The 25,561-nt window shown below is 69.9% G+C and carries 24 protein-coding genes; 17 read left to right on the top strand and 7 right to left on the bottom strand.

Annotated features, from left to right (window positions below; translation table 11 throughout):
• Positions 1 to 26: 26 nt before the first annotated feature.
• Positions 27 to 815 (bottom strand): putative hydro-lyase, encoded by a 789-nt coding sequence (locus IEX49_RS12580; RefSeq protein WP_188806505.1) that lies wholly within the window; start codon positions 813 to 815, stop codon positions 27 to 29.
• A 5-nt stretch (positions 816 to 820) separates the two neighbouring features.
• Entirely contained in the window at positions 821 to 2,062 is a 1,242-nt protein-coding gene (locus tag IEX49_RS12585) for an NRAMP family divalent metal transporter (protein ID WP_229672661.1), read from the bottom strand.
• A gap of 246 nt (positions 2,063 to 2,308) precedes the next feature.
• Here IEX49_RS12585 and IEX49_RS12590 point away from each other — a divergent pair, with 246 nt between their 5' ends.
• The gene (locus tag IEX49_RS12590) at positions 2,309 to 2,593 is read left to right on the top strand and encodes a DUF7218 family protein (protein WP_188806507.1); all 285 of its coding nucleotides are present in this window, start codon (positions 2,309 to 2,311) and stop codon (positions 2,591 to 2,593) included.
• On the opposite strand, the gene IEX49_RS12595 is transcribed toward IEX49_RS12590, so the two are convergent.
• Positions 2,590 to 3,633 (bottom strand): DNA topoisomerase IB, encoded by a 1,044-nt coding sequence (locus IEX49_RS12595; protein ID WP_188806508.1) that lies wholly within the window; start codon positions 3,631 to 3,633, stop codon positions 2,590 to 2,592. The two genes, IEX49_RS12590 and IEX49_RS12595, sit on opposite strands and share 4 nt — an antisense overlap.
• A 1-nt stretch (position 3,634) precedes the next feature.
• Positions 3,635 to 4,669 carry a non-homologous end joining protein Ku gene (ku, locus tag IEX49_RS12600; protein ID WP_188806509.1) on the bottom strand — a complete coding sequence of 345 codons (1,035 nt, stop codon included), beginning with the start codon at positions 4,667 to 4,669 and terminating at the stop codon, positions 3,635 to 3,637.
• A 45-nt stretch (positions 4,670 to 4,714) separates the two neighbouring features.
• Between ku and IEX49_RS12605 the strand changes: the two genes are divergently transcribed.
• Together IEX49_RS12605 and IEX49_RS12610 are read left to right on the top strand one after the other, a co-directional pair.
• A complete protein-coding gene (locus IEX49_RS12605; RefSeq protein ID WP_188806510.1) occupies positions 4,715 to 7,330 on the top strand; it encodes an ATP-dependent DNA ligase in 2,616 nt (871 codons plus the stop codon).
• The gene (locus IEX49_RS12610; RefSeq protein ID WP_188806511.1) at positions 7,327 to 7,926 is read left to right on the top strand and encodes a DUF6328 family protein; all 600 of its coding nucleotides are present in this window, start codon (positions 7,327 to 7,329) and stop codon (positions 7,924 to 7,926) included. The genes IEX49_RS12605 and IEX49_RS12610 overlap by 4 nt, the downstream gene beginning before the upstream one ends.
• Here IEX49_RS12610 and IEX49_RS12615 read toward each other — a convergent pair.
• Complete coding sequence (locus IEX49_RS12615) at positions 7,916 to 9,295, bottom strand: aspartate aminotransferase family protein (protein ID WP_188806512.1); 1,380 nt, start codon at positions 9,293 to 9,295, stop codon at positions 7,916 to 7,918. The genes IEX49_RS12610 and IEX49_RS12615 overlap by 11 nt on opposite strands.
• Before the next feature lie 370 nt (positions 9,296 to 9,665).
• Here IEX49_RS12615 and IEX49_RS12620 point away from each other — a divergent pair, with 370 nt between their 5' ends.
• The 14 genes from IEX49_RS12620 (at position 9,666) to IEX49_RS12685 (ending at position 23,257) form a co-directional block, all read left to right on the top strand.
• Complete coding sequence (locus IEX49_RS12620) at positions 9,666 to 10,154, top strand: MarR family winged helix-turn-helix transcriptional regulator (protein WP_373286733.1); 489 nt, start codon at positions 9,666 to 9,668, stop codon at positions 10,152 to 10,154.
• Between the two features lie 428 nt (positions 10,155 to 10,582).
• Positions 10,583 to 10,819 (top strand): 50S ribosomal protein L28, encoded by a 237-nt coding sequence (gene rpmB, locus IEX49_RS12625; protein WP_115932101.1) that lies wholly within the window; start codon positions 10,583 to 10,585, stop codon positions 10,817 to 10,819.
• Position 10,820: 1 nt separating this feature from the next.
• Positions 10,821 to 10,988, top strand: coding sequence for a 50S ribosomal protein L33 (gene rpmG / locus IEX49_RS12630; RefSeq protein ID WP_159552753.1), 168 nt, complete (start codon positions 10,821 to 10,823; stop codon positions 10,986 to 10,988).
• 3 nt (positions 10,989 to 10,991) lie between these two features.
• The gene (gene rpsN, locus IEX49_RS12635) at positions 10,992 to 11,297 is read left to right on the top strand and encodes a 30S ribosomal protein S14 (RefSeq protein ID WP_115932099.1); all 306 of its coding nucleotides are present in this window, start codon (positions 10,992 to 10,994) and stop codon (positions 11,295 to 11,297) included.
• Between the two features lie 258 nt (positions 11,298 to 11,555).
• Complete coding sequence (locus tag IEX49_RS12640; RefSeq protein ID WP_188806514.1) at positions 11,556 to 11,786, top strand: hypothetical protein; 231 nt, start codon at positions 11,556 to 11,558, stop codon at positions 11,784 to 11,786.
• A 258-nt stretch (positions 11,787 to 12,044) separates the two neighbouring features.
• Entirely contained in the window at positions 12,045 to 12,329 is a 285-nt protein-coding gene (locus IEX49_RS12645; RefSeq protein WP_115932098.1) for an HU family DNA-binding protein, read from the top strand.
• Positions 12,330 to 12,529: 200 nt separating this feature from the next.
• Positions 12,530 to 13,276, top strand: a complete 747-nt coding sequence (locus tag IEX49_RS12650) for a hypothetical protein (protein ID WP_188806516.1) — start codon at positions 12,530 to 12,532, stop codon at positions 13,274 to 13,276.
• A gap of 92 nt (positions 13,277 to 13,368) precedes the next feature.
• The gene (locus IEX49_RS12655) at positions 13,369 to 14,214 is read left to right on the top strand and encodes a copper resistance CopC family protein (protein WP_188806517.1); all 846 of its coding nucleotides are present in this window, start codon (positions 13,369 to 13,371) and stop codon (positions 14,212 to 14,214) included.
• A 109-nt stretch (positions 14,215 to 14,323) separates the two neighbouring features.
• Entirely contained in the window at positions 14,324 to 16,429 is a 2,106-nt protein-coding gene (locus IEX49_RS12660; protein ID WP_188806518.1) for a bifunctional copper resistance protein CopD/cytochrome c oxidase assembly protein, read from the top strand.
• The gene (locus IEX49_RS12665; protein ID WP_188806519.1) at positions 16,426 to 17,385 is read left to right on the top strand and encodes a hypothetical protein; all 960 of its coding nucleotides are present in this window, start codon (positions 16,426 to 16,428) and stop codon (positions 17,383 to 17,385) included. Before IEX49_RS12660 ends, IEX49_RS12665 begins: the two co-directional genes overlap by 4 nt.
• A 101-nt stretch (positions 17,386 to 17,486) precedes the next feature.
• Positions 17,487 to 17,777, top strand: a complete 291-nt coding sequence (locus tag IEX49_RS12670; protein ID WP_188806520.1) for a DUF6480 family protein — start codon at positions 17,487 to 17,489, stop codon at positions 17,775 to 17,777.
• A 75-nt stretch (positions 17,778 to 17,852) separates the two neighbouring features.
• Entirely contained in the window at positions 17,853 to 20,039 is a 2,187-nt protein-coding gene (locus IEX49_RS12675) for an NHL domain-containing thioredoxin family protein (protein WP_188806521.1), read from the top strand.
• Positions 20,040 to 20,084: 45 nt separating this feature from the next.
• A complete protein-coding gene (locus IEX49_RS12680) occupies positions 20,085 to 20,561 on the top strand; it encodes a flavodoxin domain-containing protein (RefSeq protein ID WP_188806522.1) in 477 nt (158 codons plus the stop codon).
• Between the two features lie 107 nt (positions 20,562 to 20,668).
• Positions 20,669 to 23,257 carry a GcvT family protein gene (locus IEX49_RS12685; RefSeq protein WP_188806523.1) on the top strand — a complete coding sequence of 863 codons (2,589 nt, stop codon included), beginning with the start codon at positions 20,669 to 20,671 and terminating at the stop codon, positions 23,255 to 23,257.
• Positions 23,258 to 23,279: 22 nt separating this feature from the next.
• Here IEX49_RS12685 and IEX49_RS12690 read toward each other — a convergent pair whose 3' ends face one another.
• On the bottom strand, positions 23,280 to 24,131 hold the full coding sequence (locus tag IEX49_RS12690; RefSeq protein WP_188806524.1) for an IclR family transcriptional regulator: 852 nt from the start codon (positions 24,129 to 24,131) through the stop codon (positions 23,280 to 23,282).
• The gene (locus tag IEX49_RS12695) at positions 24,118 to 25,440 is read right to left on the bottom strand and encodes a glycine cleavage T C-terminal barrel domain-containing protein (RefSeq protein WP_188806525.1); all 1,323 of its coding nucleotides are present in this window, start codon (positions 25,438 to 25,440) and stop codon (positions 24,118 to 24,120) included. Before IEX49_RS12695 ends, IEX49_RS12690 begins: the two co-directional genes overlap by 14 nt.
• Between the last annotated feature and the right edge of the window lie 121 nt (positions 25,441 to 25,561).

Below are 25,561 nucleotides of genomic sequence, written 5' to 3' on the forward strand. Positions count from 1 at the left end.
CGTTGACCCCGGCGCGTCCGCCGGGGTCAGGGCACCAGGTAGTCGGAATCCCGAGCGTCGGTGATGAGCATGTGCCCGGGCGCGTGGCCGATCGCCAGCGGGGGCCGCGACTCCATGACGGCCGCCTGTGGGGTCACGCCGCAGGCCCAGAAGACCGGGATATGACCGGCTGGGATCTCCACCGGGTCTCCGAAGTCCGGGCGGGACAGGTCCTCGATCCCGAGTTCGTGCGGTGACCCCACGTGTACGGGAGCCCCATGGACCGCGGGGTAGCGGGAGGTGATCCGGACGGCGTCGGCCACCTGGGACGCCGGGACCGGCCGCATCGAGACGACCAGTGGCCCGGCCAGGTTCCCGGCCGGGGCGCATCGGGTCGAGGTGCGGTACATCGGCACGTTCACCCCTTGCTGCTGATGGGCCACCGGCACGCCACCGGCCACCAGCGCCGCCTCGAAGGTGAAGGAGCAGCCGACGATGAACGTCACGAGGTCGTCCCGCCACCAGTCGGTGATCTCGGTCGGCTCCGCCACCGGGACCCCGTCCTCGTAGACCACGTACCGCGGGACGTCCGTGCGGATGTCGCCGCCGGTCAGCAGGTCCGAGGTGACCTGGCCGGCGTCGAGCACGCCGAGCAGGGGCATGGGCTTGGGGTTGCGCTGGGCGAACAGCAGCAGGTCGAAGGCGTGGGACGCCGGGACGATGATCAGGTTGGCCTGGGCATAGCCGGCGGAGATGCCCGACGTCGGCCGTACCAGCCCGGCGCGGAAGCGCGCCCGGGCCTCGGCGGGGGAGAGGGTGGAGAGGTTCTCGGTCATAGGGTTCAGGCTCCGGTCAGCAGCTCGATGGCGGGGGCGAAGGAATAGACGGCCAGGAACACCGTTACCACCCAGGCCATCACCCCGATGACGATGAGCCACACGGGGTAGCGGTAGCCGCCCAACAGGTCCCGGCGGCGCAGGGCGACCCACAGCAGCACGGCGAAGCCGATGGGCAGGATCAGGCCGTTGAACGCCCCCGCGAAGACCAGCAGGGTCTGGGGAGCCTGACCCAGGAAGGCGTAGATCACGGCACAGACGGCGATGAAGGCCACGGTGAGCAGGTTGCGGCGGCGGGGGTTGCCGTCCGTCCTCGTGATGAAGGAGATCGAGGTGTAGGAGGCGCCGATCACCGAGGTCACCGAGGCGGCCCACAGGATCACGCCGAACATCCGCAGCCCGATCTCGCCGGCGGCGTGCTGGAACCCCTCGGCCGCCTGGTTGTCACTGGTCAGTGCCACGCCGCCGGCCACCACGCCGAGGATCGCCAGGAACAGCAGCACGCGCATGACACCGGTGACGATGATGCCGAGGACGGAGGTGCGGGTGATCTCCTTCACGGCACCCGGGCCGCGGATGCCCGAATCGATCATGCGGTGGGCGCCGGCGTAGGTGATGTAGCCGCCCACGGTCCCGCCCACCAGGGTGGTGATGACCAGGATGTCCACGGTCTCCGGCATGACCGTGTTCCTCAGGGCCTCTCCGACGGGCGGCGCGGCGACGACGGCCACATAGAGCATGAGCAGGATCATCACGGCACCGAGCATCACGACGATTCGGTCCAGGGCCATGCCGGCCCGCTTGGACAGGAAGATCAGGATGGCGACCACCGCGGAGACCACGCCGCCGATCTTCGGGTCCACGCCGAGCATGGCATTGGCCCCGAGGCCGGTCCCGGCGATGTTGCCGATGTTGAAGACCAGGCCGCCGGCGAAGACCAGGGCCGCGAGCAACCAGCCGATGCCCGGCAGGACCTTGTTGCCGAGTTCCTGGGCGCGCAGTCCGGAGATGCCGATGATGCGCCAGACGTTCAGCTGGACGGCGATGTCCACGAGGATCGAGATCAGGATGGCGAAGGCGAAGGCAGCGCCGAGCTGGACCGTGAACGTCGTGGTCTGGGTGATGAAGCCCGGCCCGATGGCGCTGGTCGCCATGAGGAACATGGCACCGAGCAGGGCCGTGCGCTGGGCGTTTCTCGGACGCCGTTTCCGAGCTGCCGGGGCGTTCGCGAGTGCGGGATCCTGCATGGGTTCCGTCATGGGGTCCTTCCAGGGGGCGCGTGATGCGGGTCACCGATCGAATCTGTGGGAACACTACAGGTTGTTCAACAATCCTGGCAATGCATTGTTCAACAATCAGCGAGGATCACCGGAGGGCGATCCGAGGATGACCGGGGGCCGGAGGAGCCTCCGGGCCGAGAATAGGGCGGATCAGCGCGGGTCAGCGCGAGGCGGCTGTTGAAACGGACCGCTCTGCGGGAACAGACTGGCCCCATGGCCAAGAAGAACGCATCCAAGGAATCCGACGCCCCACAGATCAAGGACGAGGAGATGTACGAAGCCCTCCGCGAGGACGGGGCCAGCAAGGAGAAGGCGGCCCGGATCTCGAACGCCGCCGCCCGAGACGGCCGCTCCGAGGTGGGCGAGCGCGGCGGTGACTCAGGGTCCTACGAGGACTGGACCGTCGAGGAGCTCAAGGACCGCGCCAAGGAACTGGACCTCTCCGGCTACTCGGACCTCCGCAAGGACGAACTGATCGAGAAGCTGCGCCACCACTAGTCCCGATCCGGCTGGTCCGCTCCGGTGAGCAGCTGCAGCAGCGCACGGTCCGGCTGACGGTCCAGGTTCATCACCCGTCCCCGCTCGAACAGGTCCACCACCCGGGGGTCCACGTAGGACTCCCGGGCCACGGTGGGCGTGTTGTGGAGCAGGTCCGCGCTGGCCTGGACGGCGATCTTCACGGCCTCCGGGGACGTGACTCCCGCCCGGTGCGAGCGGGCCAGGGACCGCGCCGCTGCCACCGTGCCCTGCCAGGTCCGGAAGTCCTTCGCGGTGAACTCCAGCCCGGCGATCTCGGTCAAATAGTTGTTCACGTCCGCCGCCGAGACCCCCTTCCATTCCCGGCGACGGCCGGATTGGACCGGATAGGCCAGGGCGGGGGCCTTGCGTGGAGTCGCCGGGACGCCGGCGAGGAACTCCGCGAGATCTGCATCCCGCAGGGTCACGTCCCACTCGCTGCCGGACTTGCCGCGGAACACCAGGTGGACATCGGCGCCGACGACGTCCATGTGCCGGCGTTGAAGGGTGGTGGCGCCGAAGGCCTCCAGCTGGCCGGTGTGCTCGGAACCGCCCACCCGCAGGGCACCGCGGTCCATCAGCCGCACTGCCGCTGCCAGGGCCCGACGCTGGCCGCTCACCTCGCCATTCCCGTCGCGGGCTCCTGCCCCGCCAGCGTCGTCGGAGGCCGACGTACCCGGCCGGAGGTCCCGCGTGACGCGTCGGCGCAGACCGGGCAGGGCCTCGGCGAAGGACAGGGCACGCTCGTACTTCTCTGCGTCCCGCCGCGCACGCCACTGGGGGTGGTAGAGGTACTGTTTCCGGCCGGCGTCGTCGATCCCGGTGGCCTGGATGTGGGCGTTCTCCGAGGCGGCGATCCAGACCTCGGTCCAGGCCGGCGGGATGACCAGGCCCCGGATGCGCTCGAGGGTCTTGGGGCTGGTGATGCGGCGGCCGTTGGCGCCGCGATAGCTGAAGCCGGTACCCGACCGACGGCGGGTGTAGCCGCCGCTGCCCGGAACCGACGCCGTCAGCCGGGGCATGTCAGGCGCTCTTGCGACGCTTCGCCGACGAGGCGGACGACGACTTGCGGGACGACGTCGTGGACTTCGAACCGGATGTGGCCCCGGACTTCGTTCCGGACTTGGCGCCGGACTTCGAATCCGACTTGGTCCCGGACTTCGTCCTCGACTTCGCTCGTGACGTGCCCCCCGACGTGGTGCTGGACTTCGAACCCGACGTCTTGCCGGTGCCCTTGCTGGATCTGCCGCCAGCCGCTTTGCGACCGCCCCGCTTCTTGTCCAGGGATGCCTTCAGGGCCTGCATCAGGTCGATGACCTCGGCATCCTCACCTTCCGTCTCCTCCGTGACGTCGCCGAACGTGGCGGCCGTATCCAGAGACTCACCCTGCTCGAGCTTGGCGTCGACGAGCTTGTGCAACTCCACCTGATAGGTGTCCTCGAACTCCTCGGGCGTGAAATCCGAGGCGAACTGGTCCACCAGGGCCGCTGCCAGCTTCTTCTCCTTGGTGCCGATCTTGGCCTGCGACCGGGTCGCGGGAAAATCGACTTCCCGGACCTCGTCTGCCCAGTACATGGACTGGAGCACCAGGACATCGTCCTGGACGCGCAACGCGCCCAGCCGGGTCTTCTGGCGCAGCGCGAACGTCACCACGGCGGTTCGGTCGGTGTCCCCGAGGGCCTGCCGCAGCAACAGGTACGACTTCGGGGACTTGCCCTGGGGTTCCAGGAAGTAGCTCTTGCCGAACATGATGGGGTCGATCTGGTCCGAGGGGACGAACTGCACCACTTCGATCTCGTCGTTCTGCGCCTCCGGGAGGGACTTGAAGTCCTCGTCTGTCAGCACGACCGTCTGCTCGCCGTCCTCATAGGCCTTGTCGATGTGCTCGTAGTCGATCTTCTTCCCGCACACCTCGCATCGGCGCTGGTACCGGATCCGGCCGCCGTCGGCGTCGTGGACCTGGTGGAAGCTGATGTCGTGCTTCTTCGCCGCCGAGTACGCCTTGACAGGGACGTTCACCAGGCCGAAGGTGATAGATCCAGACCAGATGGCTCTCATGGGCGTCAGCATAGGCCCTTGTCGGCAGCCGGGGGGAGAGGTGGCATGGCACGATCCGCGCGGCAGACCTACACCGTCGGTGAACATCAGCTCTCCGTCTCCAGCCTCGACAAGGTGCTCTACCCCGCCACCGGCACCACCAAGGCCGAGGTCATGCAGTACTTCCTCGCGGTGGCGGACGTGCTCATACCGCAGGTGGCCCAGCGCCCGGTCACCCGCAAGCGATGGGTGGACGGCGTGGGCACGGCGGAGAAGCCCGGACAGGTGTTCTTCCGCAAGGACCTCGAGGACTCAGCGCCGTCCTGGATCCCGACCGGCAGGATTGCGCACTCCGACCACACCAACACCTATCCGCTGGCCAATGAGCCGGCCGTGCTGGCCTGGTTTGCCCAGGTCGCCGCCCTGGAGGTGCACACTCCCCAGTGGCGTTTCGGGCGGAACGGACAGCCGCGCAACCCGGACCGCCTGGTGCTGGACCTGGATCCGGGGGAGGGCGTGGGGTTGGCCGACTGTGCCGAGGTGGCGCGCTGGTGCCGGGACATCCTCGCGGACATGGGCATGGAGTCCTTTCCCGTGACCTCGGGGTCCAAGGGCATCCACCTCTACGCCGCGCTGGACGGCCAGCACAATGCGGACGCCATCAGCGCCGTGGCCCATGAGCTGGCCAAGGCGCTGGAGGCCGACCACCCGGACGAGGTCATCTCGAGCATGCGCAAGGCCAGCCGCGCCGGCAAGGTGTTCGTGGACTGGAGCCAGAACAACGGGTCCAAGACCACCGTGGCTCCCTACTCGCTGCGCGGGCGGGACCGTCCCTGGGTGGCGGCGCCGCGCACCTGGGCGGAATTGGAGGACCCGGACCTGCAGCACCTGGAGCTCGGGGAGGTGCTGGAGCGGGTTGCCGACGGCCAGGACCCGCTGGCGCCCCTTGGTTGGGTACCGGACGGCGCGGACAGTTCCGATGGTCCGACCGACCGCCTCGCGAAGTACCGGTCCATGCGCGATGCGACCAAGACGGCCGAGCCGGTGCCGGCGGAGGCGCCCGTGGAACGGCAGCTCGGCGAGGACGAACGGCCGACCTTCGTCATCCAGGAACACCACGCCCGGCGCCTGCACTGGGACTTCCGGCTCGAGCACTCCGGAGTGCTCGTGTCCTGGGCGGTGCCCAAGGGGCCGCCCCTGGACACGGAGACCAACCGCCTGGCCGTCCAGACCGAGGACCACCCCCTGGAGTACGGCACCTTCGAGGGCACCATCGCGAAGGGCGAGTATGGCGCCGGGGAGGTCACCATCTGGGACTCCGGGACCATCGAGATCGAGAAGTGGCGGGAGGGCAAGGAGGTCATCGCCGTGTTGTCCGGGCGGCCGGACGGCGGTCTCGGCGGGGTGCCGCGGCGCTACGCCCTGATCAACGCCCCCGGCATGGGCGGGGAGGACAACTGGCTGCTCCACCTCATGCAGGACCAGCCGGAGGCGAACACCGCACACCACTCCTCGAAGACCACCGCTAAACCCACCGCCAAACCCACCGAGAAACGAGCCGAGAAGCCCACTGCGAAACCTGCCGCGAAGGGTTCGGAGGACGCCGCGTTCACGGTGGCAGACCTGCCTTCTCCGATGCTGGCCACCTCCGGCAAGCCCTCCGACCTCACCGCGGACGAGGACTGGTCCTACGAGATGAAGTGGGACGGCTACCGCCTCCTGGCCGGGGTGACGCCGGAGCAGGTCGTCCTGGCCAGCCGTAACGGCAAGGATCTGACGGCCGACTATTCCTCCCTGCAGGAACTCACCGAGCTGCTCACCGGTCCGGCGGAGGAGTGTGGCGGGATGGTGCTCGACGGGGAGCTGGTGGCCCTGGACGGCCAGGGCCGGCCGGACTTCGGACTGCTTCAGGAGGTCAGCGGCCGCACCAGCCGGGGAATGCGGCGCGGGGGCCGGTCCGGCCGGGCCGCCCGGACCGCCAGGGCTGGTCAGACCGACCGGTCCGCCGCCGATTCGGAGGGGATCGAGTTGCGGTATCTGGTGTTCGACATCCTCCAGCTCGGGCCGCCGGGCGCCTCGGGTCGGCACGTCCGCTCCCTCCTGCGCACCCCCTATGGTGAGCGTCGGGAGACCCTGGAGGCCGGCGTCGGGAACGGGGACGTGGTGTCCGTGCCCCCGGGATACCGCGGGACGCTTGCGAGGGCCCAGCAGGCCAGCCGCGATCTCGGGCTCGAGGGAGTGGTCGCCAAGAGGACGGACTCCCTGTACCTGCCGGGGCGGCGCGGCTCCGCGTGGATCAAGCTGAAGCTGCAACAGCACCAGGAGGTCGTGGTCATCGGGGCCCGGGAGGGCAAGGGAGGCCGGTCCGGCGGGATCGGCTCCCTGCTGGTGGCCGTGCCGGACGAGACGGGCGAGCTGCGATACGCCGGACGGGTGGGTACCGGATTCTCGGCGACCCAGCTGGCGGAGACCGAATCCCGGTTGCGGCGCCTGCACCGCAAGACCCCGCCGGTGCCGGACGTGCCCGCCGAGGACCGGTCCGACGCCTGGTGGGTCACCCCGTCCCTGGTGGGCGAGGTGTCCCTGGCCGGCCGGACCCGTTCCGGCCGGGTCCGCCAGGCCGCGTGGCGGGGCTGGCGTGAGGACAAGTCCCCTGACGAGGTGCGCTGGGAGATCTCGTGAACCGCGCGGCGCCGGGTCCCGAACCGGCCGGCGAGAGGGCCTCCCCGGCGCAGGCCGATGAGAGCTCGTCCCCGGAGGCGGCCTTCCGGCATGAGACGCCGGCGGAGAAGCTGGACCGCAACTGGAGTGACCTGCTCCAGGAGTTGCGGGTGATGCAGACCGGGACGCAGATCGTCACGGCGTTCCTGATGACGTTGCCGTTCCAGGCCCGGTTCGCCGAGGTGGCCAGCCATCTCCAGGGGTGGTACCTGGCGCTGCTGGTGACGGCGGTGTTGTTGACCGTCCTGATGCTGCTGCCCGTGGTGATCCACCGGCGCTTCTTCGGCCGGCTGGTCAAGAACCGCACCGTGGCGCTGGGGGACCGCGTGGTGCGGATCTGCCTGGCTGGCATGGGGCTGCTGCTGGCCGGTTGCGTGGCGTTCATCGCCCACGTCCTGGTGGCCACGGACGTGGCCTGGTGGATCACCGGCGCCACCGCCCTCGTGATCGCGGTGCTGATGGGGGTGCTCCCGCCGCTGCTGCGCCCCGGGCCCCGGACCGGCGGCCAGGCCCGCACCGGGCCGCCAGGTGGGGAGCCTCCTGTGCTCAGCCGGTGACGTACCGGTCGGTGACGGCCAGCGCCTGATCCAGGATGTCCAGTCCGTGGCGCACCACCTCGTCCGGGGCGTTCAGGGGCGGCGCCACGTGGATGCGGTTCATGTTCTGGAACGGCAACAGTCCCAGCTTCTTGCACTCGGCCACGAGCTCGTTCATCTCGGGGGAGGACCCGCCATAGGCGGCCATGGGCTCTTTGGTCTCCCGGTTCTTCACGAGCTCCACGGCCCAGAAGGCGCCCAGGCCACGGACGTCTCCCACGGAGGGGTGCGCGTCGAAGATCTCCCGCAGACGCGGTCCGATGATCTCCTCACCCAGCCGGGCCGCGTTGGCCACCATGCCCTCGTCCTGCATCGCGTTCAGCGTGGCCACGGCCGCGGCGCAGGCCAGCGGGTGGCCCGAGTACGTCAACCCGCCCGGGTAGGGCGTCTCGGCGAAGGTCTCGTAGACCGCGTCCGAGAGGGCCACACCGCCGAGTGGCACGTAGCCGGAGTTCACGCCCTTGGCGAAGGTCAGCAGGTCCGGCTCCACGCCCCAGTGGTTGACCGCGAACCACTGGCCGGTGCGGCCGAAGCCCACCATGACCTCGTCCGCTATGAACAGGATGCCGTACTCGCGGGTCAGCTCTCGCACCCCCTGCAGATAACCTGCCGGCGGCACGTAGATCCCCGCCGTGCCGGGGACGGACTCCAGGATCACCGCCGCGATCGACTGCGGCCCCTCCAGCAGGATGGTCTGCTCCAGGTGCGCCAGTGCGCGCTCGGACTCCTCCTGCTCGGTGGTCGAGTGGAAATAGCTGCGGTACGGATAGGCGGGCATGAAATGGGCGACGCCGGCCGTCGCCTTGTCGACGGGATTCCGCCGGGGGTCAGCGGTCAGGGCGAAGGCCAGGTCCGTGCCCCCGTGGTACGCGCGGTAGGCGGACAGCACCTTGGGCCGGCCCGTGTGGACCCGAGCCATCCGCACGGCGTGCTCCACGGCGTCCGCTCCGGCGTTCGTGAAGAACACGTGGTTCAGGTCCCCGGGTGTCACGTCCGCTACCAGCCGGGCCGCCTCGGACCGGGCGGCGTTGACGTGGGCAGGGTTGATGGTGGCGATGTCCGCGGCCTGCTCCTGGATGGCGGCCACGACCTTCGGGTGTGAGTGGCCGATGTTGGTGTTGATCAGCTGGCAGGAGAAGTCAATGAGCCGGTGGCCCTGCCCGTCCCAGACATAGGGGCCCTCGGTCTTGACGACCGTCATCGGCGTGATGGTCCGCTGTGCGCTCCACGAGTGGAACACATGCTCGCGGTCGAGGTCGTAGGCCTTGCGGCCGGCGGCCAGCAGGTCCTCACTGATGGACGGGTCAGGGGACACGGGCTGAATGGTCATCGACTCTCCTGGTACTGGCTGGCGGGCATCATGGTGTGGCAAACAGTGTGGCAAACGGTGTGGCCATCGTGATGTGTTCGGGGACACTCCTATCCACCAGCATGCCTGATCCACCGCGGCGGCGGGCCTGTGGGGGGCGAATGCGACCCAGGGCGAATCTGTGCGGGCAAATGCGACCAAGTGCGGACCAGTGCGGACCAGTGCGAACAGGAAAAGTATGGACAGGGATGCCCGGTTCACGTGGCGTGATGCGCACCGGGACCGGCCGGCGGAATGGCACCATGGCATCATGGACCCCGTGAGAGATTCTGTTCAGGCGGCCCGGGGCCCGGAGTCCTCCGCGGAGACCGGCCTCGACGGCGTCCGCTGGCTGTCCGCCGCGGAACGCCGGGCGTGGTTGACTTTCGTGGCCACCCACATGCAGCTCATGCCCACCCTGGAGGCAGACCTTCAGGTGGAGGGCACCGTCAGCTTCTTCGAGTACCAGGTGCTGGCCATGCTCTCGGAGAGCGGGGAGGCGTTGCCGATGAGCGAGTTGGCCGCCCGCACGAACTCCTCCCTGTCACGGCTCTCCCATGTGGCCCGCAAGCTTGAAGGCCGTGGCCTGATGCGGCGCAGCCCTTCGAGCGAGGATGCCCGGGTCACCATGGCCGTCGTCACGGACGAGGGGATGGCGGAGATCGTCCGCCTGGCCCCCCACCACGTGGCCAGCGTGCGCGCGCGGTTGCTGGACAGCCTGGATGACCGCGACCTGGCCGACCTGGGCCGGATCGGCTCCAAGATCCTCGCGCATCTGGACCCGGAGCACTGGGTCTTCCGGGACCCGGCCCTGGCGAACGACAAGCCCCGGCCCGCCTGACGGGCCTCGCCTCGCCTGACTGCCGCGATACGGCTGGCCGGCGCCTGCCCGGCTGGCCGGCTGGCCGGCGGTAGTCCTCTGGTTTGAACGATGCGGGACTGTGCCCTAAGATGGAACGGCGTTAAGCCGCGTTGAGTTGTGGTGTGCCCGTGTTCCGCAGGGGTCGCCAGAACATCGGAAAACAACGTGCTTCCCGTAACCGGATCTCCGGCCAGCCTTCACCGGGGCCGGCTGGGGACTCACCGTCTTCCCCCGCGATATAGGGCACTTCGGTTGGATCTCACCCAGCCTGGTTACCCCTTCGGAAAGTCGCAGTAAGAGCGCGGTGTCACAACTGGTGGCGGGACTCGTGGAGCGCCCGGTTCGTCCGGAGGCTTCACAACGGGTTCCGCCCGTTCTTTTACTACTACTTGCAACGAGGAGTGATCATGGCAGCAAACTGCCAGGTAACCGGGGCTGGGCCAGGTTTCGGCCACAGCATTTCCCACTCGCACCGTCGCACCAAGCGCCGGTTCGACCCGAACATCCAGAAGAAGACCTACTGGGTTCCGTCCCTGCGCCGCAACGTGACGCTGACCCTGTCCGCCAAGGGCATCAAGACCATTGACGTGCGCGGTATCGACGCCGTCATCGCCGATCTGCTCGCCAAGGGAGTGAAGCTCTGACATGGCCAAGGACAAGGACGTACGTCCCATCATCAAGCTGAAGTCCACCGCCGGCACCGGGTACACCTATGTGACCCGCAAGAACCGCCGCAACACCCCGGACCGCATCGTGCTCAAGAAGTACGATCCGGTTGCACGCCAGCACGTCGAATTTCGAGAGGAGCGCTGAGGCATGGCCAAGAAGTCCATGATTGCCAAGAATGAGCAGCGTAAGGTCATCGTTGCCCGCTATGCCGAGAAGCGCCTGGAGCTGAAGAAGACCCTGGTCGACCCGAACGCTTCTGATGAAGCGCGCGAGGCCGCCCGCGTGGGCCTGCAGAAGCTGCCCCGCAACGCCTCCCCGGTGCGTGTTCGCAACCGCGACGCCATCGACGGCCGCCCGCGCGGTACCTTCCAGAAGTTCGGCATCTCGCGTGTCCGCTTCCGCGACATGGCCCACCGTGGCGAGCTGCCGGGCATCACCAAGTCGTCCTGGTGACGTCTATCCGGTGACAGCCCGCCGGCCTCTGGCCCGGTGACGGTGCCTTCCGGCGCCAAGCACACCATCCGAAGGGGGTGGCAGACCGTAGGGTCTGCCACCCCCTTCGGCCGTTCTGAGCCCCTCTTGTCTTCATCCCGGTGCGGCGAACGTGCAGGGTTGAGTCTGGATATGGTCACCCCTAGCGTGGGAGACGCCAGGAGTTGCCGGCTCCGCTGGCACTGGCATTCCGATACCCCATCAGGAGGAGAGGAAAGCATGGCGAACGAACCCCAGAGTCCCGTCAAGGATCCCAACTACGACCTGATCTCAGTCCTGGAGGCGTCCCTGAAGATGGTCTTCCAGGCCGAGACCTACGCCCGCGACGCCGAGCAGGCCGGTGATACCGAGCTGGCGGAGTGGTTCCGAAAGATCCAGGAGAACAACCGCAAGGCCGGTGACCAGGGCAGCGAAATGCTGAAGCAGCGCCTGCAGAACCGCGCCTCCTGACCTGCCGGGACCACCCCCGGGGTCCCGAGCAGCGCTGGTCACGCCCCACGAGATGAAGGGCCCTCTCCTCTGCGGAGAGGGTCCTTTGCCGCTGTGAGGGCCCTTGGAGGCGGAAATTTGTGGGAAATCGCCCAGAATCCGCGTGTTTACAGGCTTCCACGGCGTGTTTCCGCGCTTCCGGGTGGTAGCTTTCGAAGCACGTGCCCGGATCTGATCGGTTCGGGCCATGAAAACCATCATCCAAGTCCAGGAGGACACATGGCTATGAACCGCAGTGAACTTGTCGCCGCCGCCGCTGAGAAGACCGGCAACTCCCAGGCCGCCGTGAACGGTGTGCTGGATGCCGTCTTCGAGATCTTCTCCGCCCAGGTCTCCAAGGGCGAGAAGGTCACCATCCCCGGCTGGCTCGCCGTCGAGCGCACCGACCGCGCTGCCCGCACCGGCCGCAACCCGCAGACCGGCGAGACCATTCAGATCCCGGCCGGCCACTCGGTCAAGATCTCCGCTGGCTCCAAGCTGAAGGCTGCTGCCACCGGCAAGTGATCCAGGACGGCCCCGGCCGTGGCCCGCACGGGTCCGGCCGCCCGGCCATCGACGAAGGCGCTCCACACGGTGGGGCGCCTTCGTCGGTTAAGTCCTCGGCCTCGGACCTTCCTTCCGCTCAGCCGGGCAGTTTTCTACAGCCGGTAGAATCCACGTAGCATAGAGGTCGGTCCAAGCGCTCGACGCCAGGGAGGTGCACGGTGACCACACACCATGCTCGGTACCCTGCGCCTCGCGCCGCCCCCGTTCGCGGCCCGGCCCGGTTGCTGCGCGGCTGGGCTGCCGCCGCCGTCGCCACCCTCTGGGCCGCCGGATCCCACACCGTTGCGTCCGTCTCGACCCGCTCGGCTGATCTGCCCGCGCACGGATACGTCCCAGACCACGTGCACGACGCCGGCCCGGCACCGATCGTCTGGATCCTCACCCTCGCGCTGGCCGGCCCCCTCTGCACCGCCCTGGCCGGGCGCCGGCTGTCCTGGTGGCGCCTGGCCTCCGGGGTGGGCACCAGCCAACTGCTCTTCCACTGGCTCTACTCCATCGCCGCCGTGCCCGCCGACGCCGGCGCCCTCAGCAGGCTGAGGTCGGCTGCAGGCCATGCCCACCATGCCGGCCATCTCGGCCCTGGCCCCCTGGCCGGACTGCCGGGCCCCGCCGTCGCCGACGACGCCCTCACCACGTTCTCTGCGGCGATGGTCCTTGCCCACGTGCTGGCCGCGGTCGGGACCGTGCTGGTCCTGCGCCGCGGGGAACTGCTCGCGGCGCGCGTGGCGGAACTCGCCGTCGGGCTCGTGCTGCGGTCCCCGGGCGCCCGGCTCGCCCGGTGGGTCCCGACCGTCCCGGTCCGCCGAGTCACCGTCCGCGCTGTCCGAGTGGTCCACCGGCCGGATGAGGTGCTGCTGGCATCGCCACGTCTGCGTGGTCCGCCGGAGTTCGCCCTGGCCGCCTGATCGTCCACCGATCTGCCGGCCAGGGAAACCTCACCCTCCATCCGGCAGACCCCTGCCCGGTGCCGTTCTCGGCCCGGGCTGTGAAGGACACCATGAACACTCACAGAACCACCACCCCTGCACGACCCCCGCGCACCCAGCGCGCCCGCGGCATCGGCGCCGGCACGGCAGCCCTCTCAGCCGCCGCGCTGCTCGCCTTGGCCACGGCCACCCCGGCGGCGGCGCATGACCAGCTGCTGTCCGCCACCCCGGCGGCCGGCACCGCCGTCATCGAGGCCCCGGCCGAGATCGGCCTGGAATTCTCCGGGAACCTGACCACCGGCCAGGGCATTCAGAACCTCGTGACGGTCACGGACGAGGAAGGCCACCAGTGGCAGGACGGCGAAGCCCAGGTCACCGGCCCGAACCTCACCGCCGCCCTGTGCGAGGGCCTGCCCAACGGCGAATACACGGTGGACTACCGCGTCGTGTATTCGGATGGGCACTCCGAGGAGAAGGGGTACGAGTTCACCCTCGAGGACCCCGCCGCGCCCGAAGCGGCCGTCCCGGAGGACTGCGGGGTGCCGAACCCGGACGCGCCGGTCTCCTCGGACGCCACGCCGGGTGATGCCGGCACTGGCACCGATGGTGCCGGCTCCACGGCAGACGACGGCAGCACCGCCCCCGCGGATGCTGCGGCCTCTGCGACCACGGCGGCCACCGCCGAACCCGGCACCGCGGCCACCGACCCGGCGTCGGGCGAGGCCACTGCAGACGACAGCCAGGCGCCCTCCGGTCCCGTGGCCGGCTGGGTCTGGCCTGCGGCCATCGGCGGGGTCCTCGTCGTTGTGGTCGCCATGCTGATGGTGTTCCGCAAGGCCAGGGCCATCGGCACCGGCTCCGACGGTGATGCGGGTACCGACGGCGGATCGGACGGTACGGGAACCAGCGGCCGCTGACCGGCCAGAGCACCGCTCTGTAGTGCAGGTGCAGTGCACCTGTACTGCACCGGGCGGCCCGGGGCACCCCCGCCCCGGGCCGCCACCGGCAGGACCCTCCTGCGAGAGAATGGATACTGTGAAATCTTCCCCAACCGCTGAGCGTGGCACTTCCGCGCCGGTGTGGCTGTGGCCCGTGGCCGGCGTCGTCGGCGCGGTCAGCCTGGTGCTGGCCGCCGCCTGGACGGGCATCCTGGCCGTGGACCAGCTCTCCGACCCCGGGGCCCTGACCCGTTGGGGACTGCCGGTGGCCGAGATGGTGAACAACCTGGCCATGCCCACCGCTGTCGGCGCGTTGATCTTCGCCTGCGCCATCATGCCGCCCTCCCGGGGCCAGCGTGCTCACAATGGAGAGGGCGGCGAACATCCGGCCTTCACCCGACTGATGCAGGTGGCCACCGCAGCCTCCGTGGTCTGGACGCTGTCCGCCCTTGCCGTTCTCGTGCTGTCCTACTCGGACCTCGCCGGCATGCCGTTGGACCCCAGCGCCTCGTTCACCTCCGGCCTCGTCGGCTACCTGCAGGACATCTCCGTGGGCCAGGCCTGGACCGTGGTGACCGTCCTCGCCGCCGTCATCACCTCGCTCACCCTGGCCGTCCGCTCCACGGTCGGCCTCGCCTGGACCGCCCTGCTCGGGCTGGTCGGCATCGTGCCTCTGGCCCTCATCGGCCACTCCGCCTCCGGGGATGACCACAACGGGGCCGTCAACTCGATCGGCCTGCACCTACTCGGGGTGGTCGTCTGGATCGGCGGGCTGATCGTCCTGGCCCTGATCTCCCCGAAGCTGCACGGCCCGGACGGCGCCAGCGGCAAGCCCTCCGCCCACCGGCAGGGTCCTGAACCGCTGATCTACACCGTGGTCAGCCGCTACTCGCTCCTGGCCGGGCTGGGACTGGCCACCGTGGTCCTGTCCGGAGTGGTCAACGCCGCCATCCGCATGAACACGCTGGAACAGCTCACCAGTCCCTACGGCGTGCTGGTGCTGGCCAAGCTCGTGGGCTCCGTGCTGCTCGGCCTGATCGGCCTGATGCACCGGCTGTGGGTCATCCCGCGGCTGGCCACCGGCACCACCGCCCCGCCGCCGGCCGCCAAGCGCCTGCTCTGGCAGCTGATCGCGGTGGAAGCCGCGATCATGGCGGCGATCATGGGGCTCGCGACCGTGCTCTCGCGCACCTCTCCGCCCGTCCCCGAGGAGATCGCCCCGGACGCCTCCCCGGCCCGCATCCTCACCGGCTACGACCTGCCGCCGGAACTGACCTTCCAGACCTGGTTCACGCAGTGGCGCTTCGACTGGCTGTGGGTCGCCATCATCGCGTTCCTGGTGCTCTGGTACGTGCGCGCCACCGTCCGGCTCCACCGCCGCGGTGACCGCTGGCCCATGCTGCGCACGATCTCCTTCGTGGTCGGCCTGACCATCCTGTTCTGGGTGACCTCCGGCTCCCCGGCGATCTACGGCCAGGTGCTGTTCAGTGCCCACATGGTGGCCCACATGACACTGACCATGATCTCGCCGATGTTCCTGGTGCTCGGCGCCCCCGTCACCCTGGCGCTGCGCTCCCTGCCCAGCCGGACGGACGGCACCCGCGGCCCTCGCGAGTGGATCCTGTGGATCGTGCACTCGCCCTTCGGGCGGTTCATCACCAACCCGGTGGTGGCCGCCGTGAACTTCGCCGGTTCGATCCTGGTGTTCTACTACACGCCGTTCTTCGGCTTCGCGCTCCAGGAGCACATCGGGCACGAGTTCATGAACGTGCATTTCCTGTTGACCGGCTACATCTTCGCGTCGGTGATGATCGGGATCGACCCACTGCCGCGCAAGGCGCTCTACCCGATCCGCTTGGTGATCCTGCTGGCCACCATGGCCTTCCACGCGTTCATCGGTGTGGCCATGACCTCCTCCGAGTCCCTGCTCCAGGCCTCCTGGTTCGGTTCCACGGGACGCGACTGGGGGCCCTCCGCCATCGCCGACCAGCAGATCGGCGGCGCTGTGATGTGGGGGATCGGCGAGGTGCCCACGGTGCTCATGGCCGTGGCGGTGGCCGTGATGTGGTCTCGCACCGATGCCAAGGAGACCAAGCGGCTGGACCGCAAGGCCGATCTCAACGACGAGGCCGAACTCAAGGCCTGGAACCGTATGTACGAAGAACTTGCCGAGAACGAGGAGCCCCGCCGATGACCACGCGTTCCCCCCGCACCCCGGCCATCCGGCCTTCCCTCGACTCCCGCCGGCTGCGCCGCCCGGTTGCTCGGATGGCCGCCCTGGGCCTGGCGGGGATGCTCGTCCTCGCCGGTTGCTCGGGCGGCGCCAGCGACCAGGACGGGAACGACGCCGGCGTCCCCGCCAACCCGCATGGGATCACCGCGGAGAACCCGTCCGGCAGCGCCATGCCGACCGCTGGTGCCGACGGCCAGAACGGAGAAGGAACGGAAGGCGGGGCGGGCACGGACGGTGAGACGCCGACGTCGGGCACGGCTTCCGCCGACCCTTCGGAGACCGAGGCGGCCGACGCGCGGGCCGACCAGGCCGCGGTGGGTGCCGCCGCCGAGCGGGCCGCCAGCTTCGGATTCACCAACCAGGTCTCCGCCACGGACACCGAGATCGCCGCCACGCGTGAGGACGCCCGGTTGCGGCAGACGAACTCCTCCGGCACCACGGTGGAGCCGGCCAGCTGCAAGTCCCCCCTGACGGCGGTGGACTGGTCGCCCATCCTGATGCCGGGGGCGGATGCCTCCCGCCTGGACTTCGGCTCTGAGACGTTCGCCGGGACGGGCACTGTGGAGGTCGCCTCCCTCGAGGACGCCGGCGTGGTGGAGGACCACCTGGCCAACGTCGAGCGCCTCGTGGCGGACTGTCCTGAGCTGACGATGACCGTCACGGACTCGGACCTCCAGCAGTCCACGTTCGACTTCACCGCCCGGACCTCCGCATCGGCGGGAGAAGGAGTGGACTCCGGCCTCGTGTGGACCCGCACCCCGGCCGGCGGGGGAGCGGAGACCACGGCCCACGTGCTGATCGGACAGACGGCGGAGCACGTGGTCATGGTCTCCTTCATCGGTGGCTCGGAGGTGGCCGGGGAGGAGTTCACCGCCATCGCCGAACAGATCTTGGCTGCCGCCGAGGGGGCGCTCTGAACCTCGCGGTGAACCACAGGGGTTCACGCACGGCCGAGGATGCTGTCAGGATGGCCGCACGGAACCCCTGACCGGCAGAACCCGACTCGAAGGAGCCCGCCGTGAGTACCACCCAGCCCCAGCCTGATGACAGTTTCCGGGACACGGAGACCAGCGAACTCGACCGGCAGGGCACCCAGCAGCCCCAGCGCGGCGTCACCGGTGCCGCCAACCAGCCGGGGAAGCCGGTCGAGGAGGACGGGGACACGTACTCCGAGGAACAGGCCGAGTCCGCGAACCCGGACCCGGCGGAGGAGAACGTCACCGGTCTGGACCGCGGTGGCAGCGTGCCACCGGGGGAGACCCCGCCCGCTGACGATCAGATGAGCCGGGACCAGGGTCACGAGGAGTAGGCCCGATTCAGCCGTGGGCGTTGTATGACTTCATGCGTTGGCCACCGAGGTGGGGCCGGGGCGAGAATGGAGCCCATGAGCACCTCTGCCGACCAGCCGGTCACCACAGCAGCCCCCGTTGATGCCGCTCCCGCCGTCGTCACGCCCCGGGCCACGTCCCGGGTCCGCGCGTCCGAGCTCGTCGGCCGCAACTGGCTGAACACCGGCGGCACGGCCCTGGACCTGGAGGGGCTGCGCGGCAAGATCGTGATCCTGGACTTCTGGTCCTTCTGCTGCATCAATTGCCTGCACGTGCTGGATGAACTCCGTCCCCTTGAGGCCGAATTCCACGACGTGCTCGTGACCGTCGGCGTGCACTCACCCAAGTTCGACCACGAGGCGGACCCGGACGCGCTCGCCGCCGCCGTGGAACGCTATGACGTCCAGCACCCCGTGCTGGACGATCCGACCCTCACCACGTGGCAGGCCTACTCGGCCCGCGCCTGGCCCACCCTGGTGGTGGTGGACCCCGAGGGCTATATCGCCGCGCACCTCTCCGGTGAGGGCCACGTGGCCGGACTGACCTCGCTCGTCAACGAGCTGGTGGCCGAGCACGAGGCCAAGGGCACCCTGCACCGCGGCAACGGCCCCTACGTCCCGCCAGAACCGGTGGCCCGGGACCTGAAGTTCCCCGGCAAGGCCATCGCCCTGGGAGCCCGTGGCTCGCAGCCCGGCACGTTCCTGGTGGCGGACACCGGCCACCACCGCCTCGTGGAGGTGGCCGGTGACCTCACCACGGTGGTGCGCACCATCGGCGGTGCGGTCGCCGAGGGCAACGGGGCCAAGGGCATCGACGACGGCGGCCCGGAGACCGCCCGTTTCAACGAGCCCCAGGGGCTGGCGCTGCTGCCCGAGGCCGTGGCCGAGGCCGTGGGCTACGACGTGGTGGTGGCGGACACCGTCAACCACCGCCTGCGGGGGGTGAGCCTGGCCGACGGCTCCGTCCGGACCCTGGCGGGCAACGGCGTGCAGCGGCTGATCGACCCGGAGCGGGCGCGCGTGGCCGCGGACCCGGAGGACCCGGAGGAGACGGTCTCGCTCGAGCCTTTCGGCACCGACCCGCTGCAGACCTCCCTGTCCAGCCCGTGGGACGTGCTCTGGTCCACCGCCGAGGACACCCTCATCGTGGCGATGGCCGGCACCCACCAGATCTTCAGCTTCGACCCCCGCACCGGGGACCTGGCCGTCTACGCCGGCACCGGCCTGGAGGGCCTGGAGGACGGTGCCCCGGACGTGGCCTGGTTCGCCCAGACCTCCGGGCTGGCCGAGTCGGCCGACGGCACCCTGTGGCTGGCGGACTCCGAGTCCTCCGCCCTGCGGTCCATCACCCCGGGCGGCACCTCGGCCAGCAGCAGTTCCGCGGACGGAACCGCCTCGGCCACCGGCGCAGATGCGCGGGAACGCCAGGTGAGCTCCGCCGTCGGGACCGGCCTGTTCGATTTCGGCTTCCGCGATGGGGCCGCCGCGCAGGCCCGCTTCCAGCACCCGCTGGGCGTGGCCGCCTTGCCAGACGGTTCCGTGCTGGTGGCGGACACCTACAACGGGGCCATCCGCCGGTACGCCCCGGCCGGGGTGGCCGCTGATGGCCGCGCCACCGAGGCCGAGGTGTCCACCGTGGCCCGCGGCCTGAAGGAGCCCTCGGACATCCTGGTCGAACCCGACGCCGAGGGGAACCCCGCCTCGATCGTGGTGGTGGAGACCAACGCCCACCAGCTGGTGCGGCTGTCCGTGCCGGACGAGTACCTGCAGGTGGACGAGGGCGCGCTGCAGACCCAGCGTCCCCGGACCGCCATCGCCGCCGGGGACGTGGAGCTGGCGGTGGCCTTCAAGGCGCCGAGCGGGCAGAAGCTGGACGACCGCTGGGGCGACCCCACGCAGCTGAAGATCTCCTCCTCCCCGGAGAACCTGCTCCTGGGCGGCGGGGGCACCTCCACCGGACTGCACCGTACCCTGCGGATCAACCCGGACGTGGCCGAGGGGGTCCTGCACATCACCGCGCGCGCCGCCTCCTGCGACGGTGAGAAGGGCCAGCCGATCCCGGACCACGCCGCCTGCCACCTCTACCAGCAGGACTGGGGCATCCCGGTGACCGTGCACGCCGGAACCGGTGCAACCGATTCCACGAGAGAAGCCGAGACCGAGGCCGGGACCGTGAACGAGACCACTGCATCGGGTCCGGTGCCGGAGACCCGTCTGGACCTGGACCTGCGCGGGATACACTGACAAGCGCCAGCACCGCACCCGACACCCGAAGGCGGCAGATGTCCCATGACCACCCTGGTTGTAGCCTCCTCACAGCACGGATCCACCCGAGAGATCGCCGAACGGATCGCCAAGGTCCTGCGCGTGAACAAGGGCGTGACCACCGTGGTGGAGCACCCGAAGGACGCCCCGAAGTGGCTCGCGACGGTCGACGCCGTGGTGGTGGCCCTGCCGATCTACCGTGATGCGCTGGACAAGGCCGGCAAGGCATTCCTGGACACCCACCGGGCCGAGCTGGCGGACAAGTCCCTGTTCATCCTCGCCTCCGGCGCCGCGCCCTCGATCAACCCGCGCCTGCAGGCCACCATCGACTCCTACGGGCCCCGGGACACCGCCTACCTGCGCGGCGCCCTGACGGAGGAGAAGCTCGGCTTCCTGGACAAGCTGAGCATCAAGCTGGTCAAGGGCCAGTACGGTGACTTCCGCAACTGGGAGGCCATCGAGGCCTGGGGCAAGTCGCTGTCCGACCGCGGCGCCCACTGAATCCCTCCCCGTAAATCACTCCCGGCTTCCGCGCCGGGATTCCTTGACGCATCCCTCACCGGAGGTTCACGGTTGCAGTACGTGAACGCTGTTGAGGGATGCGGAACATGAACACACTCTCGAAGTCCCCCCGGGTCGTCATCATCGGCGCCGGGATCGTCGGCGCGAACCTGGCCGATGAGCTCACCGCGCGCGGGTGGACGGACGTCACCGTACTGGACCGGGGGCCGATCCCGCTCACCGGCGGATCCACGTCCCATGCCCCCGGGCTCGTTTTCCAGACCAACCCCTCCCGGGCCATGACCCGGTTGGCCGCCTACACCCGGACCAAGCTCGCCTCCCTGATCCACCCCCGCACCGGGGAATCCGCGTTCAACCCGGTCGGCGGCCTTGAGGTGGCCACCACTGCCGAACGCCTCGCCGAACTGCACCGCCGCGCCAACTTCGCTGTGGCCTGGGGGCTGGAGGCCACGGTGCTGGACCCGGAATCGGCGGCCGCCCTGCACCCGCTGCTGGAGGCCGACCGCATCCTCGGCGCCCTCCACCTGTCCACCGACGGCCTGGCCTCCTCCGTGCTGGCCGTCGAGCTGCTCCGTGCCCGCGCCGAGGCCCGCGGGGCCCGGTTCCTCGAACGCGTCACCGTCACCGCCATCCAGCACGACGCCGGCCGCGTCACCGGGGTGCGCGCCGGGGACTCGGTCTTCGGTGCAGACGTGGTGGTCAACGCCGCCGGGTTCTGGGGGCCGCAGGTCGGCGAGCTGGCCGGGGTGCCGGTGCCACTGGTGCCCCTGGCGCACCAGTACGTGACCACCACCGAGGTACCCGCCCTGGCGGCGTGGACGGCCAGGGGGGCCGGTGTGGCTGGTAGGACCGAGGGCGCCGGGAGAGAACCGCGCGGTGACCGGGGCACCCCAGCGGAGGGCGCCGTCGTCGGGACCGGGAACTCCGCGCGCCTGCCGATGCTGCGGCACCAGGGCGAGGACCTGTACTTCCGGCAGGTGGGGAACCGGATCGGGATCGGGTCCTACGCGCACCGGCCGATGCCCGCCCGTTACGACGAGCTGCCAGAACTTGAGGGACCGGGCGGCCCCACCGGGAGCATGCCGTCCAAACTGGCGTTCACCCCGGAGGACTTCGACGGGCCGTGGGAGCAGTCCAGGCTGCTGCTGCCGGCGCTGAGCGAGACCACGCTGCAGGATGGCTTCAACGGGATCTTCTCCTTCACCCCGGACGGCGGCTCGCTCGTGGGGGAGTCGAGGGAGTTGCGGGGCTTCTACCTGGCGGAGGCCGTGTGGGTGACGCATTCGGCCGGCGTCGCCAAGGCCGTGGCCGAGCTGCTCGTGGACGGGCAACCGGAGACGGACCTGCGCGAGCTGGACCTGGCCCGGTTCGAACAGGTGCAACTGGAGCCGGACTACGTTCTGGAGACCGCACAGCAGGCCTTCGTGGAGGTCTATGACATCAAGCATCCACTGGAGCCGCGACTCTCCCCGCGAGACCTGCGGCTGGCCCCGTTCCTCGCCCGCCAGGTGGAGCTCGGGGCCGTCTTCCTGGAGTCCGGCGGCTGGGAGCGCCCGCACTGGTTCGAGGCCAACCGGCCGCTGCTGGAGGAGCTGCCCGCGGACTGGCGGCCCCCGGAACGGGACTCCTGGGCGGGCCGCTTCGACTCCCCGATCTCCGCGGCGGAGGCCCACGCCACCCGCACCGCCGTGGGTCTGTATGACCTGTGCTCGCTGAAGCGCCTGGAGGTCTCCGGTCCGGGGGCCCTGGGTCTGCTGCAGCGGGTGACCACCACGCCCATGGACAAGCGCGTCGGCGCCGTCACCTACACCCTGATGCTGGACGAGGCCGGGGGCATCCGCAGCGACATCACCGTGGCCCGGGTGGCCGAGGACGTGTTCCAGATCGGGGCCAACGGCGGGATCGACGCCCTGTACCTCGAGCGGCAGGCGGCGGACTGGACGGACGGCACGGTGCGGGTGGAAGACATCACGGACCGTACCTGCTGCATCGGCGTCTGGGGGCCGCACGCCCGGGACCTCGTCCAGCCGCTGGCGGCCCAGGACCTGTCCGACGACGGCCTGCGCTACTTCCGCATGGCCCGCACCTCGATCGCCGGGATCGAGGTCCGCCTGCTCCGGGTCTCCTATGTGGGCGAACTGGGTTGGGAGATCTACGCCGATGCCGCTGACGGACTCGCCCTGTGGGACGCCCTCTGGGAGGCCGGACGCGGCCTCGGGGTGGTGGCCGCCGGGCGCGGGGCGTTCAACAGCCTGCGGCTGGAGAAGGGGTACCGGGCCTGGGGATCCGACATGGACACCGGACATGACCCGTTCCAGGCCGGACTCGGCTTCGCGGTCCGGGCGGCCAAGGAGGGTTACGTCGGCCGGGAGGCCGTGGAACGGCTCCGCGGTCAGGAGCTGGCCTCGAGGCCCCAGTTGCGCTGCCTCACGGTGGACGACGCCACCACGGTGGTGATGGGCTCCGAGCCGGTCTTCTCCGGCGGCCACCCCGTCGGCTACACCACCAGCGCGGCCTACGGATACACCGTGCACCGTCCCCTCGCCTATGCCTGGTTGCCCGGGGAGCTGGACGTGGGGGACGCCGTCGAGATCCGCTACTTCGACCGGATGGTGCCCGCCACGATCACCGCCGAGCCCCTGGTGGACCCGGAGGGGACCCGGCTTCGCGGGTGAGGGATCCACGGGTGAGGCCGGATCAGCCGGCCGAATACCCCATCCGCTGGCTGGCGGCCAGGCCGGTCCGGTGCAGGGCCTCCAGTACCGAGGGATCGCCGTCGGGGGAGAACCGGAAGGCCGGGCCGGACACGCTGATGCTCGCGATCACCGCGCCCCGGTGGTCGTGGACCGGGACGGCCACCGAGGACAGGCCGATCTCGTACTCCTCCCGGGTCACGGCGTGCCCGGCGTGCGCTGCCTGCAGCAACTCCTCCTCGAGCCGGGCCCGTGACGTGATGGTTCGGGAGGTGAACCGCGGCAGGCGGGTGCCCTGCAGCAGATGGCGGCGGTCCTCCGTGGACAGGGCCGCCAGCAGCACCTTGCCCGAGGCCGTGGCGTGCAAGGGCGTCAGGCTGCCGATCCAGTCCTGGGTGGCCAGCGTGGACGGGCCGAGGGCCTGGTCCACGTTGACGGCGTAGCCCGAGCGGAGCACGGCCAGGTTCACGGTCTCCTTCACCGCGGTGGCGAGGTCCTGCAGCAGGGGGCCGGCCTCCTGGACGAGGTTCAACCGTCCCGGGATGGCGGCGGCCAGGCGCAGGATGCCGAACCCCAGCTGGTACTTGCCGCGGTCATGGTCCTGCTGCACCAGTTCCCGGGCCACCAGGGCTCCGAGCAGGCGGGACGCCGTGGACTTGTGGATCCCCATCTCCGCGGCGATCTCGCTGACCCCGGCCCGTCCCTCCCGGGCGAGGATCTGCAGGACGGTGGCGGCCCGGTCCACGGACTGCACCCCGGAGGCGCCACCACCGTTCTCGCTGACCTCCGTGGCCCCGGCGGAGTTGGCGGTGTCCGGCCCGGGCCGGACACCGCCCTCATCCTCAAACGGCGGCATCCAGCCCCCGTTGGCGGAGGATCTCGCGCTGGTTCGGGTTGACGGAGGGCCGGAAGGGGACCTCGACCACCTCGGCGGCCACGGGGCTGCCCGGGACATCGGAGTACTCGTCCGGCAGCTGCACCCACAGCTGGGTCCCCACCCCGGTGAAGTCCACCGGCACATAGCCCATGGCAATGTTCTGGCCGAGCTCCGGCGAGAACCAGGGGGAGGTGACGTAGCCGACCGGCTCGCCCGGGCCGCCGTCGTGGGTGGGGCTGATGAGCCAGAAGTCCGGCGCATAGTCCTCAATGGGCTTGCCGCCCAGCCGCAGGCCGACCAGCTGGTGGGTGTAGGGCGGGGTGCCGGCTTCGAGTTGGCGCCGGGCCTCCTCCAGGGCAGCCTTGCCGATGTAGTCGGCGGCCTTCTGCCGGGGGACCTGGTAGCCGAGGTTGGCCTGGAAGGGCAGCGTCTCCTGGTCCATGTCCTGGCCCCAGGACAGGATCCCGGCCGCGATCCGGCGGTGGTGCGCCGGGGCGACGACGGCCAGCTGGTGGGGCTTGCCGGCCTCCAGGACCGTGTTCCACAGGGTCTCTGCGTGGAGCGTGGAGTCCTTCAGGTAGATCTCGTAGCCCTTCTCCCCGCTGAAACCGGTCTGGGAGACGATGACGGGGCAGCCGCCCACGTCACCGGCCAGCAGGCCGTAGGGCGGCAGCTCGGCCACGGCCGGGCCGAACAGGTCCGCCATCAGGTCCACCGACTTGGGGCCCTGGATCTGCACCGGGGACACGTCGATCTCACGGATGTCCACGTCGAACCGGCGGCCGACATTGACGCCCTGGAGCCAGAACAGCAGGTCGGAGTCCGAGAGGCTGAACCAGAACTCGTCCTCGGCCACGCGCAGCAGCACCGGATCGTTGAGGATCCCGCCGTCCTCGTTGCAGAGGATCACGTAGCGGGCGTGCATGACGGGGATCCGGGTGGCGTCCCGGGTGATGACGAAGTTCACGAAGTCCTCGGCGCCGGGGCCCTGGACCCGGATCTGCCGTTCCACCGCCACGTTCCACAGGGTCACGTGGTTCACGAGCGAGTCGTACTCGGCCATCATCCCGCCGTCCTCCGGCCGGACGTAGCCGCGCGGATGGTACATGCGGTTGTAGACGGAGGCCCGCCAGCAGCCGGCCTCCATGGACAGGTGCCAATAGGGCGATTTGCGGACGCGGGTGTCGATCAGCATCTGGACCGGGGTCGGACCGGACTGCCGGAGATTGATCGGGACGGTGCGGTCCTGTTGGTCGATCGAGGGGACGTTGGGGTGGGTGTTCTGCATGGGGGTCATCCTCTGGGCGCTGTGGGCGGCGGGGAGGCTGCCGCGGCGACGGCCGGACAGCCTCGCCAGACGTTGCGCATCATGAACACCGTTCCGTCATGCGCATCTGGTGCGACCACCG

This window comes from Citricoccus zhacaiensis (assembly GCF_014645315.1).
Classification (GTDB): Bacteria; Actinomycetota; Actinomycetes; order Actinomycetales; family Micrococcaceae; genus Citricoccus; species Citricoccus zhacaiensis.